Source organism: Flavivirga aquimarina, assembly GCF_030540835.1.
In the GTDB taxonomy this organism is placed as follows: domain Bacteria; phylum Bacteroidota; class Bacteroidia; order Flavobacteriales; family Flavobacteriaceae; genus Flavivirga; species Flavivirga aquimarina.
On sequence record NZ_JAUOEK010000090.1, the window covers coordinates 1 to 14,531 of the forward strand.

Annotated in this window: 3 protein-coding genes; all 3 read left to right on the forward strand. The window is 34.4% G+C overall.

Annotation, left to right across the window (positions count from 1 at the left end; all coding sequences use genetic code 11):
• Window positions 1-655, forward strand: a 655-nt coding sequence (locus Q4Q35_RS08160; RefSeq protein ID WP_303277471.1) for a fibronectin type III domain-containing protein, incomplete at its 5' end; no start/stop codon positions are given.
• 31 nt (window positions 656-686) lie between these two features.
• Window positions 687-6,875, forward strand: a complete 6,189-nt coding sequence (locus Q4Q35_RS08165; protein ID WP_303277472.1) for a hypothetical protein — start codon at window positions 687-689, stop codon at window positions 6,873-6,875.
• A gap of 12 nt (window positions 6,876-6,887) precedes the next feature.
• Window positions 6,888-14,531 carry an immunoglobulin domain-containing protein gene (locus Q4Q35_RS08170; RefSeq protein WP_303277473.1) on the forward strand — a complete coding sequence of 2,548 codons (7,644 nt, stop codon included), beginning with the start codon at window positions 6,888-6,890 and terminating at the stop codon, window positions 14,529-14,531.

The window sequence follows — 14,531 nt, forward strand, 5'->3', positions numbered from 1 at the left end:
CGACACTACAGTAGATTTAAGTTGGTTAGGAGCAACCGACAATATAGGAGTTACTGGTTATAACATATATATAGATGGAGTTTTAGAAACCACCTTAGGAAATGTTTCGAGTTATCAAGTTACCGGATTAACAGCAGCCACGTCTTATGATTTTAGAGTAACAGCTTTAGATGCATCAAGTAATGAAAGTGTTGTGGTAAGTAGTAATACAGTAACAATTATCACAGATTTGGCTTCAAGTGGAGGAGGTTCAGGAAATTGGATTTTAAACAATCAAGACGTGTATTACAATGTAGGTAATGTGGGGATTGGTACGGATACACCAGATGAAAAACTGGCAGTCAATGGAACCATACACTCAAGGGAAGTAAAAATAGATCTTAATAACTGGCCGGATTATGTGTTCACAAAAGATTACAACCTACCCACACTAGCTCAAATAGAAGAACATATACAAGAAAAGGGGCATTTACCCAATATCCCATCAGCAAAAGACGTCCAAGCAAACGGAGTCCATTTAGGAGAGATGAATGCTAAACTTTTGGAAAAAATTGAAGAGTTAACACTGTACATTATCCAACAGCAAAAGGAGCTAGAAGAACAAAAAGAGCGAACAAAAATTCTAGAAAGCAAACTAGATCAATTAGAAAAATAAAAAAATAATTACCAAAAAATAAATCATAGTTATGATTCATACGATAAGAACCAGCAAATTCTCAAAAGTTATTGCAAGTTACTTAGCTATTCAGCTTATACTAACAGCAGTACAACCATCACAACTGTTCGCATTAACAAGTGGCCCTTCACAACCCGAGTTTAATGCCTTTACACCTATTGGTACCTCAGATATGGTGAATTTGGCATCAGGGAATTTTAACTATAACATTCCTATTATGGATGTAGGTGGGTATCCCTTAAACTTGGCCTATGATTCTGGTGTAACTATGGATCAAGAAGCATCATGGACAGGATTAGGTTGGAATCTCAATGTAGGCCAAATAAATAGGCAAGTACGAGGTATTCCGGATGACTTTAAAGGAGATGAAATGGTGTATGAGAATAAGATGAAGGATAATGTTACGGTAGGAGTTCATGCTGGATTAGATATTCAAATCATGGGGTTTGAAACAAGTGATGCTGTCAAAGCTTCAGCTTCAATAGGGGTCGATTTAAAATATAATAACTATAGCGGCATGTCTTTTACGCCATCTTATGGATTGTCTTTTGATTTAGCCAATGCTGTAACTGTAGGGATGGAAGTAGAAACTTCTGCAACAGAAGGGACTACAATTTCCCCCAGCGTGGGTGGAAAAGTTAAATTTGCTAATTTAGAAGATAGCGCTATTAATGGTTCTTTAAATGCCGGAATTTCTTATAATTCTAATCGTGGTCTGTCTAACTTTACTTTGTCAAGCAGTGTATCACAATCTTTTAAGATAGGGGAAAGGGAAACAAAAGATGGAACAACAGAAAACCTTTCTTCATCTAAGAGTCGTGGAGGTGGTTTTGGTTCAGTTTCTTTTCAAAATACCACCCTTACACCTAGAAAAAGAACTGCTTTTAAAGATATAGCAGGAACAGTAGCAGTATCGGTAGGTACCTCTGTATGGGGTTTTGATATTGAAGGTGAAATTTCCGCTATGGGAGCCGTTCAAAAAATTAAAGATCCAATAAAAACAGAAGAAGCCTATGGTTATGAATTTACTGGACATGCTACACCAGATGATATCTTGGATTACAATAGAGAAAAAGATGGTTTAATAAGTAAAAGTACCCTAGCATTACCCACTACAAATTATACTTATGATTTGTATTCTGTAAACGGACAAGGGGTTGCCGGGATGTTTCGACCATTTAGAAGTCAAATAGGTCAGATAAATGATGAGCTAGTAGAGGATGAAAGTGATAGTTTCCAGTTAGGTATAGAGGTAGAGGCAGCTTCTTCTTTCCATGTAGGAGTAAATTTTACAGATGCTCCTTCTAATAGTAGAACGGGGATATGGAATACAAAAGCGTTAAAGAATTTTAAACAAAAAAGAGAAGACACCAAAGACGCTGGTGAATCATTAGATTATGAACCTGTATATTTTAAATACATTGGAGAGCCCAGAGTAGATAAAGATCAACAATTATTTGAAGATTTAGGAGGCTATGCACCTGTTGCATTAGAAATTGGAGGCAGTAAAAAAAGTTTTGATAAACAAGCGGAGAATCAATTTAGAATAAAAAAATATGATAATAATGGGTTTCCATATTATCCAGAAACAATAAGTAATGGTGGGCTTTCTCCAATTACAGGTAAGTATAAACGTGAAAAACGCGAAGTTCGTAACCAAACCGTTCAAAAATTCAGTGTTTCAGAATTAAGATCATTATACCCTAATGCAGATTATTATAATAATAGAATTAATGCAAGTGCAAAATCGCACCATACAGCAGAAATACGAGTTTTAAAAGGAGATGGATCAACTTATGTTTTTGGAGAAACAGCATACAATACCAATAAACAAGAAGTTACATTCACTACAGATAGTAATGACTTTAATTGTGCCACAGGTATTGTAAAATATAATGCAGATGAAGACTCTAAAGACAATAAAAGTGGTATAGATCATTTTTATAATAATGTAATAACCCCAGCCTATGCACATACTTATTTGTTATCCTCAGTATTATCTTCAGATTATGAAGACTTAGAAGGCGATGGTCCTTCAGATGATGATTTGGGAGCTTATACTAGTTTTGAGTATTATGTCCCGGAAGCGGAAAAATACAATTGGCGCGTTCCTTATAAATCTGATGAGGCGTCATATAATGCAGGTCTTAATACACATCCTAACGATCAAAAAGGAAGTTATGTTTATGGCGAAAAAGAAATTAAATACATACGTAAAATTGAAACTAAAACACATGTAGCACTTTTTGATTTATCTCCAAGAAAAGATGCCAAAGGAGCAAAAAATAGAGATGGTAGTGGTACTGAAGCTTCTATGTATAAAATTGAGAAGATTCGTTTGTATTCTAAGCCAGAAGCTATTGCTGCTAAAATTCTAGACGATAATTCTGAAAATGATTTACCAATAACAGCTATTAAAACGGCTCATTTTATATATGATTATTCCCAATGTAAAGGCGTAGAGAATAACCTTGACGGTACACCAGAATTACCTCATGAGTTAAGTAATGAAGGAGGAAAACTAACTTTAAAAAAAGTGTTTTTTACATACCGTGGGTCACAAATGGGAAAATATACCCCGTATACATTTAATTATGAAGGCTTCAATCCAGATTACAATTTAAAATCTTATGATGTTTGGGGGAATTACAAGCCCAACATAGATGGAGGATGTAATACCGGAGATGAAATTACAACTCCCGAATTTCCTTTTGTTCAACAAGAAAATAGAGATACTCAAAATTTATATGCTTCTGCTTGGTCCCTTACTTCAATAGATCTACCCTCTGGAGGACGTATAGAACTCACCTATGAAAGTGATGATTACCAATATGTACAGAATAGGGACACCATGCAAATGTTTAAAGTTGTTGGAGCTGGTAGTAGTCCAAGTTCAGGAGACCCGGAAGGAAATACCAAGTTGTATAAATTTAGTGGGAATAATGATGCAAAATATTTGTATGTAAAATTACCTGATGAAACCAGTGATAATATTGACTTTAAGGCAAAATATCTAAAAGGTATAGAAGATAAGCCCATGTACTTTAGGTTTTTAATGAATATGACCAAAGATGGAGCACAATCTACTTCTAGTAAAGATTACGATTATGTAACAGGTTATTTTGAAATGGATGAAGAGGTTAACGTATTTACAGCTGATTCAGAAATATATGCAGCTATACCTATGAAAACTACCGATGTAGAAGGTGGTGCTTTTGGAGGAACGAAACAAGTAAATCCTATATCTAAAGCAGGTTGGTATTTTGGTAGAAAACATCTAAATGGTTGGGTATATGGTTTAACGCCAGATGCAGAGACTCAGAATATTCAAGATATAGCGCAAAATATTATAAGCAGCTTTGGAGCCATAAAAGACATTTTTTCGGGACCAAATAAAAAATTACGGAGCAATGAATATTTATGTGCACAACGTTTTATTCCTGAAAAATCATGGATTCGATTATCAACACCTAAAAATTATAAATTGGGTGGAGGTACTAGAGTAAAAAAACTAGTCATGAAAGACCAATGGAACAAAATGGTAGGCGTTCCTGAAGATGGACGTTATGATAAAGAATATGGACAAACGTATGATTATACTTTAACCGAAGGCGGTTCTAGTGGTGTAGCTACTTACGAACCAAATATGTGTAAGGAAAACCCTTTTGTAGAACCTTTTTATAATAAAGGAGAACGACTCATAGCACCTAAAGAAGTAAGTTATATAGAAAAACCTTTTGGTGAGCAGTTTTTTCCTTCAGCATCAGTAACCTATAGTCAAGTAACAGTAAGAAACTTACAACGAGATGATATAAATAAACACGCAACAGGTAAAGTTGTAACCGAACATTTTACTTCTAAAGATTTTCCAACCATAGTGGATTATACAGATATTGACAATCCGGGCAATTTTGCAACGAATCAAGGTGAGTTTTTACAGAATGTAGTTAAAGGTTTACTCGGGGCTCCTGTTGAAGTTAAAAATGAGTATGCATTATCGCAAGGTTTTGTAGTGCATACCAACGATATGAATGGCAAAATGCGAATGCAAAAGGTATTTGCAGAAAATAAAGATGAGCCTATATCTATGGTAGAGTATAAGTATGCCACCAGTACAGATAATGAGGGGGTTTTAGATAATAAAGTAGCGACTATAAATAGAGATGGCTCTATTAATACCGATAGACAGATTGGGGTAGATTATGATGTAGTTACAGATTTTAGAGAGAGTTATTCAGAATCTAAAACAACAGGGTATAAAGGGAACTTAGTTTTAATGTTTATAGGTATTTTTCCTGTTGTTATACCTTCAGCGCCACCATCTCGTACTAGAATAGAAAACGTAGCACATTCTACAATTACGACTAAAGTAATACATACTACAGCGCAACTAAAAGAGAAGATAGCCACAGATTTAGGAGCTAGAGTTTCCACTGTAAATGAAGCTTGGGATGCAGAAACAGGACAAGTATTACTTACTAGAACGATTAACGAATATAATGATGAATATTATAATTTCAATTTCCCTGCATATTGGTCTTACGAAGGCATGGGACAGGCATCTAAAAATATTGGAATTACTGGGCAGTTAACTAAAACAGGAAGTCTTTTTACAATAGAAGAAGCGTCTAACCAAGATTATTTGTATCCGGGAGATGAACTTTTGGTACAGTCTGATAGCGGTTATAAAAAACTTTGGGTGGTAGAAGTAAGTTCAACAGGGATTAAACTTATGGACGCTAAAAGTAATATGGGCAATGACCTAAACTTACAAGGCACTATAGATTTTAAAGTTGTCCGTTCTGGATATAGAAACCAGCAAATGGCAAATATGGCTTCAATAACTTTAATGAAGAACCCTATTAAAGATAGTAATGGAGATTATTTAGAGGAATTAGATAATAGTTCTTTTACACAATCTGCAACAGGTACTTTTGCGGATAATCTACATATTATAAATGCAAGCGCGGTAAAATATGATGATTTCTGGAATTGCCAATGTGAGAATGGGCTGCCCTTTTTGCCAAGAAGCGTAAATTCTTCAGAAGATTTAGAAGGGACACCTATAGAAAGTTATGGTTTTAATCCTTACCTCTATAACGCTAAAGGAGAATGGCGTGCAAAAAAATCGTATGCATATTTAACAGAACGTACAGAAGTTGTTAATGGAAGTGTTTCAAAAGTAAACACTCGAAAAGAAGGTTATTTTAAAGACTTTATACCTTACTACAATCTGGTAGAACAATCACCTGGTATAAATAAATGGGAACAGACTGTAGATGCTCAATTAGACACAAATAAATGGACGTTTGCCAGTGAGGTAACAGCATATAGTCCTTATGGAGCAGAATTGGAAAATATGGATGCCTTAAATAGGCATTCGGCAGCGCAATACGGGTATAATTATACCTTACCTACTGCTGTAGCTTCCAATAGTAAATACCAAGATATGGGGGCAGATAATTTTGAGGACTATGAGTTTGTAAATGCTCTTAATGGTCACTTCAATTTTAAAGAAACCATAGATAATAATGCGTTAGATGATGCTATTATATCTGATGCCCACGCACATACAGGTCAAAATAGTTTAGTACTACGAAAAGGAGACGAAGTATATATAGAACGCCAATTATTAGGAGAGTTTCCTCCAGATTTAGATGCCGATGATGATTTAATTCCTGATGCAAAAGATAATTGTAAATACACCCCAAATCCAGCGCAATTCGATTATGATGAGGATGGTGTAGGAGATGCGTGTGATGATGATGCCGTGCCTAAAATTGTAAATATAGTGGTAACGAAGCAACTTACTCCTTGGAAAAAACAAGCAAAATTTACTATACAAGGAAAACCAAATGATGTTGTTAGAGCAAAAGTTATAGATGTTAATTCGGGGCGTATTGGTTGGAGAGCATCGTTTAATAGTGGCGATGTATTTGAGACTCAAACAAAAGAGCTTTTTGTCCAATTAGATGCCGCTGGGAGAGCTAATATTACATTAGAAATGGGGGTAAGATGGGTTAGTAAAGGAGATAGGTCTGCAGGTAATAATACGATAATAGATTTTGCTTTATTTCATAAAAAGGCAGACAGGTCTATTACTTCTAGTCCTAAAGTAAGAATTCATGTTGTTGGCTATAAAACACCAGATTCGGGTACAGAATCAGGAGCAACCGAATTATTTCCATCAAAATTTTAAAATAAAAATATTATGAAGATTAAATTCTATAAAACATATTTTTTACTACTGTGTTTAATAAGTGCCCTTAAGGGTTTTGGACAATGTCCCGTTCCTGTCCCTACCAATGAACGAGATGCTTTAGTAGCTTTATATAATACGACCGATGGTGCTAATTGGACCAATAACACCAATTGGAATACAACAGCAGATGTATGTGATTGGTATGGGGTGACGGTTACTGATGGAAATGTAATAAGCATAAATCTTACCAATAATAATTTAATTGGTAATATTCCTTTGTCAATGGGTAGTTTATCTTTGTTAACTACTTTAAATTTAGATTTAAATCAATTATCTGGAGATATTCCAGATTTTAGTGGTGTCACTCATTTAAGTATTGACAATAATGCTTTTGTTTTTAATAATTTCGAAAACGAACACAATGCCTATACTACTAATTTAACAACATATACCTACAACCCCCAGGCCAAAGTAGATCAAGAAGAAACACCAACAGTACTAGAAGGAAACAGTTACACATTCACAACCAATTTAAGTAGTCCCAATAATAGTTACCAATGGTATAAAGATGGTGTAGCCATTACAGATGCCACCAGTAAAGATTATACTATAAATTCAGTCGCATTAACAGATTCAGGAGTATACCATGTCATAGCAACCAATAGTATTGTTACAGGGCTTACTTTAGAGCGCAATACGGTAACGCTTTCGGTCACAACAGATACCTGTGGTGTTTCAGAAGCAGAAAAACAAGCATTATTAGATCTGTATACCAGTACCAATGGAGCAAACTGGATTAATACATTAGCCAATAACCAACCTTGGGACACTAATATTCCTGTTTGTGATTGGTATGGGGTTACAGTAGTAGATGGTAAAGTAATAGCTGTAAATCTACCAACTAATAACCTTACAGGAAATATACCAGATACTATTGGTGGATTATTACATCTTAATACTTTAGACTTGGGAGATAATAATATAACAGGTGCAATACCCCTTTCTTTAGGAACGCTTTTAGAGTTAGAAATCTTATTGTTACCAGACAATCAGCTAACAGGAGAATTACCTCCAGCATTAGGGAGTTTATCTAACCTTGTTACATTAGATTTAAGTAATAATAATTTACAAAGTCAGATACCAATTTCATTTTGTAACCTAGCAAAGGTAACGGAGTTAAATTTATCTAATAATCAATTAATAGGATCGATACCAAGTCAGTTATCATTAATGCAGAGTCTGATTCGTTTAGATTTAAGGAATAATCAGTTAGAAGGTGCAATTCCATATCAAATAGCAGGTTTATACAATTTAGAATTTTTAGGGCTAAGCAACAACAATTTTTCTGGTACAATCCCTATTACTGTATCTGTTAGTTCTAATTTAGAAGAATTTGTTTTTGAAAATAATAACTTCATTTTTTCAGATTTTGAATCGAGACACCCTTCTTATACAGCAAATCTTAATGTAGGCTACATATATATACCTCAAGCAAAAACAGACATAGAAGAAACAAAAACGGTAACAGTAAATAACCCTATTACACTAACAACACAGTTATCTAGCGAAAATAATACATATCAATGGTTTAAAGATGGTGTAGCTATAGATGGTGCAACCGAAAGGGAATATACTATAGATAATGCCTTAGAAACAGATGCAGGCGTATACCATTTTACGGCAACAAATAGTATTATAATAGGTTTAACTTTAGAGCGCAATCCAATAACACTTAATGTCATGCAAACGTGCGATGTAGTATCAACAGAGCGTCAGGCATTAATAGATTTATACACTACATTAGGAGGTACAAATTGGAGTAATACTTTAGCAGGAAACCAACCATGGTTGGTAAATGATGCGAATGCTTCAGTATGTGATTGGTACGGAGTCGTAGTAGAAAACAATTCTGTAGTTGAATTAAACCTTAGTGCTAACGCATTAACAGGAACACTACCAGATATATTTGCAAGTTTACCGGCTTTACAAGCCATTAATATTAATAACAATAACCTTCAAGGAAGCGTACCAGCCTCCATAGCTGCTATTACTGGCTTAGGAACTTTGGCTATAGAAAATAATAGTTTTGTGTTTACCGATATCGAGACCGAATTCCTAACCTATAATGCAAAATTAGGTACTGGATTTACCTACAATTTGCAAGCCAAAGTAGATACAGAAATTATTGAGACAGTAAATGAAACGGGGGCTATTACTTTAACAACAACAGCATTGACAAGTGCAAATAATAGCTATCAATGGTATAAAAGCGGATTGCCAATAGCAGGCGCAACGAGTAAAGAATTAACACTTACAAATGTAACAAGTGCAGATGCCGGAGCTTATTATTTTGAGGCAACAAATACAGTAGTTAACGGGTTAACGCTTATTCGTCATTTTATAAAACTAGAAGTATTACCCGCAGATGATACTTGTGGGGTGTCTTCTATTGAGCGTGACGCTTTAATGGCGTTTTATAATGCAACCGATGGTGCTAATTGGGCTAATACTTTAGCTAATAATCAACCTTGGGATGTTAATGTTCCTGTGTGTGATTGGTATGGAGTTACTGTAACTGATGGAACTGTGACAAGTTTAAACCTTAGTAATAATCAGTTAACTGGAATTATTCCAACAAGTTTAGGAAATCTAGTAAATTTAGAATTCTTGAGACTTGGCATTAATAGCTTAACTGGAACTATTCCTGATGAGCTAGGGAATTTAGGATTATTAGAACAATTACAATTACAAAGTAATCAATTAACTGGAATTATTCCAACAAGTTTAGGAAATCTAGTAAATTTAGAAACCTTGTTGATTTCGAATAATAACTTAACAGGAACTATTCCTGACGAGTTAGGGAATTTAGGATTATTAGAACAGTTACAATTACAAAGTAATCAATTAACTGGAATTATTCCAACAAGTTTAGGAAACCTAGTAAGTTTAGAAACCTTGTTGATTTCGAATAATAACTTAACAGGAACTATTCCTAATGAGCTAGGGAATTTACTATTATTAGAACAGTTACAATTATCATATAATGATTTTACTAATAGCATTCCAACAAGTTTAGGAAACCTAGTAAATTTAAAAGTCTTGTGGCTTCATAATAATAGCTTGACAGGTACCATTCCTGATGAGCTAGGAAATTTACCGTTATTAGAACAGTTATTATTATCAAATAATGATTTAACTGGTACGATTCCTCCATCTTTAAGCACTATAAGTTCATTACAGTATTTTTGGTCTCAAAATAATGCCTTCGTTTTCAACAATTTCGAAAACGAACACAATACTTATACTACTAACTTAACAACATATAATTACACCCCCCAAGCCAAAGTAGACCAAGAAGAAACTAAAAATGTACTAACTGGAGAATCAATAACTTTAACTAGTACAGCCCTAACTAGTGTAAATAATAGTTACCAATGGTATAAAGATGGCGTAGCAATTACTGGTGAAACCAATAAAGATTTGGTGATTTCTAACATTACAGAGGCAGATGCTGGCGTATATTATTTTGAGGCTACAAATAGTATTGTTACAGGATTAACTTTAACCCGTAATGATATTACTTTAAATGTAGGTATTCCAGGAGCTTGCGAGGTTTCAGAAGCAGATCGTCAAATCTTAATAGATTTTTATAATGCTACCAATGGGGATAGTTGGGCAAATACCATTAATGTAAACCAACCATGGTTGGTAAACGACTCTACTTCTTCTGTCTGTGATTGGTATGGGGTGACCGTAGATACAGCATCTAAAGTAGTAGGTATTCAATTGCCAAATAATAATGTACGAGGGGACATTCCAACATTTATAGAGAACTTAATAGACCTAAAAACTTTAGATTTAAGTGAAAACGATGTTATTGGTGAGATTCCTGCGACCCTTAGTAATTTAGTAAATCTAGAGACGCTAAACTTAAGTGGGAATGTCTTAGTAGGAGAAATACCAGAAACTATAGGGAATCTTACTGCATTACAAACCTTAAATTTAGGAGATAATAGGTTTTCTGAGGCAATTCCAAGTACAATAGGAAACTTACAAGGATTAGTATCTCTGGATTTAAGCGTTAATAAATTAACTGATGGGATACCAAGTTCGTTATATACACTTCTAAATTTAGAATCGGTAAAATTACAAGACAATACACTCAATGGTACTATAAATAGTGCGATAGACAATTTAGTTCTATTACAAGAGTTCTGGTTGTCTAATAATAATTTTTCGGGAAGTATTCCTACTACTATTACAAACATTCCAGTATTACGTAGTGTACGATTAGATAATAATAGTTTTAACGGTGATATTCCTTTATTAATACCAAATTTTTCAGTACCTAATACAGAAGTTAAAATAGAAAATAACCGTTTTGTATTTAGTGATTTTGAAGCAGAATACCCAGATTACAGCACGCAATTAGATGTGTTCACTTACGATCCGCAGGCTAAGGTCGATATTACAGAAACCATTTCTGTATTAGAAGGAGATCCTGTTACATTAGGAACAGTTGCTTTAACCAGTCCTAATAATAGTTATGTATGGTATAAAGATGGTGCTGTTATACCTGGGGCTACATCTAGTAGTTATACCATTCCAAGCTTTGATCCTTTAGTAGATGTCGGAGCCTATTATTTTATAGCAAGCAATAGTACGATTGCAAATTTAGAACTAACACGTAACACCATATATTTAGTAGAGCGTTTACCTGTAGAAGATCTCTCTGCGGTAGGAGTATGTTCTATAAACCCTTTCACCTATAAACAATGGGAAATAACCAATCCAAATGTTTTAGCTATAGAAGTTAATTGGCAAATTCTTGGCACATCGCAATCAGGAACATTTACAGCTATCCAAGGTACTAATTTGCTAACTACAAGTACAGAAACGGGAGGTAATACTATAGAAATAAAATGGCTAAACGAAAGAGATATAGAACAGAGTACACAAGCTATTTCTAATGATACGTATTGTTACCCACCAGCAGATTGTATCGATGCTTTAATAGGTAGTGTAGATGGTAGTTTTGAAACAGCAACGACAGCACTTAACAATGGAAGAAATGGAAATTTAGATGGAACAAGCTGGGTGATAGGTACTGGAACACCAGATGCTTTTGTATTACCGTATAGTAATGAAGAAGACCCTTATCTAACGAGCATAGATGAGACATCACCAAATGGAGGAATATGTGTAGGAGCATTACGCGATAATGATGTAGCAGAATCTTTTACAACAACAGTATCAGGTTTAACAAATGGGGTGACTTATATAGTTGAGTTTTATCAATCGAATGCTACATATTTATTAGATCAAGAGTTTTTAGATGAAGCATTGGGGTTCTGGGAAGTGACTTTGGGTAGTACCACAAAAAGTAGTGAGTCTATGTATCCAAATTCTGGTCTCACAACTTGGGAAAGACAAAAGTTAGAATTTACAGCAACAGCAAGTTCAGAACAGTTGGAGTTTAAAGTAGGATCTTCTTCTTCAAACCCTACAAATGTGTACGAAGTATATGTATTAATAGACGGTATTCGTGTTTATTCAAAACCAGCAATCCCATATTCAATAGAATGTGTAGATATAAACACTCAGGTTTTTTGTAATATAGAAGAAGATAATGAACCAACTATTGCAGATTTAGTAGCACCAGAAGGCGGAAATGTAACTTGGTATAGTAAACAAATAGGAGGAGAACTTTATTCTAATGATCTAGAATTAACAGAAATAGAAACATTAGGAAGAACTTCAGCCTCTTTTGTTTGGGCAGATAACGGTTCGGGAGACTTAAGGGTACCTGTAGAAATCTTATTTGATTTAGGTGCGCCAGAAGGACCAGATGCCCAATTTTTTGATATAGCCTCCAACTCAACAATTGCAGATTTACAAGCAGAAGGAATAGATGTGACTTGGTATGCTTCATATACCAGTACAAATCCATTACCAAGCACAACGCCTTTAATAAATGGTGTTAATTATTATGCGGCAAATGGAGAGAATTTGTGTCGTTTGGCAGTAAACGTTTCTATTGGTGTTCCAACACCTAATGGAGATGGTTTTCAAGAATTTTGTAGCACTACTAACCCTACTATAGATAATTTAGTTATGGAAGTTACTAGTGCCAGTTACGAATTGTTCTGGTATTCTGAAGAGATAGGTGGTAATCTATACAATAGCACCGATGCGTTGGAAAACGGAGTAACATATTATGCCGTACAAAGAGATGGAAATAATAATGAAGGAGAGCGAGTTCCAGTAGATGTATCTATCATTGATGTCGCATCAGAAGCTATAATTTATGAAAGAGATATAACCCTACCAGAAGGCTATACATTAGCAAGTTTAACAGACTTTTTTGGATTAGATAGCACGGTTTTATGGTATGATGCAGCTCAAGGAGGGACATCTTACAGTAGCAGTTATGAAGTATTAACAGGAGAAACTTATTATGCAAGATTTAGTGAAGGGCTATGTCCATCGTTAGAAGTATTGGCAGTAACAGTAACCATAGCAGATGTTGAAGAACCCGAATTAATAACCTGTATAAAATTTGTGCCGCAACCAGGAGCAGAATATGTGATTAGTGGTTGGGTTAGAGAAGAAGAATTAGTAGCAGAACCAGCCGGAACAAAAGATTTTAATGATGATACAGAAGCTAAAGAAGCTTTTACTAGAATATTACAAAAAATAGCCGATGAAATTTTAAACAAAAAAGAAATCCCTGAAACTTTTGTGGTGGAATCCTTTTTTGAAGAAGATTTAAATTCTGATGTCTTATTACCATATATTAAAAACTTTACGGGTAATAAAGTAACTATTTATGATTTTAAATTTGAGCAACAAAACTTTCAAGGCGTTTTTAAAACTATTGGATTCTCATTCTTTTTAGATCCAGATACCAATTTTAAATTTGTATACAATACCCCCAATATTGAATATCGAATATTCGGCCGTAGCTATACTTCAAGTTATAAATATCCATTATTAAATTATGACTTTTTAACTCTAACATTTAAAGATGTAAAAGTAGAAAATGGCATTTTTCAAATAGTTTCAGATTTTGAAATTAGTGCAAAAGGCAACGAAGAAGCCTTTACAGAAGTATCAAGTAATAATCTTTTAAGGTTTTCCGGTAATGATTTATTAAGTTTTGTTCTTTATGAGTCAGGTATAGAAGAGACCATACAATTATTTGATTATTCTGAAAATCCAGACTATGAAGTTATGGAATATGTAAATGGGGTTATAGAACTATCGTATAAAGATGTCGATGAAAACGATATTATATTAGGTACTGCAGAATTTATACCAAAAGGCGCCATCATTGATGGTTGGCAACGTATCTCAACAAGCTTTACAATACCTAATGATGCTGCATACATGAAGCTAACACTTAAAAATAAGGGAGATGGTCTTAATGCCTATTTTGATGATGTACGGATGCATCCATTTAATAGCAATATAAAATCGTTTGTATACGATCCGGTAACCCAAAGACTACAGGCAGAATTAGACGAAAATAACTACGCCACTTTCTATGAATATGATACAGAAGGAGGTCTGGTAAGAGTAAAGAAAGAAACAGAACGCGGTGTATATACCATACAAGAAACACGCTCTGGAAATTCTAAATTGAATCAATAG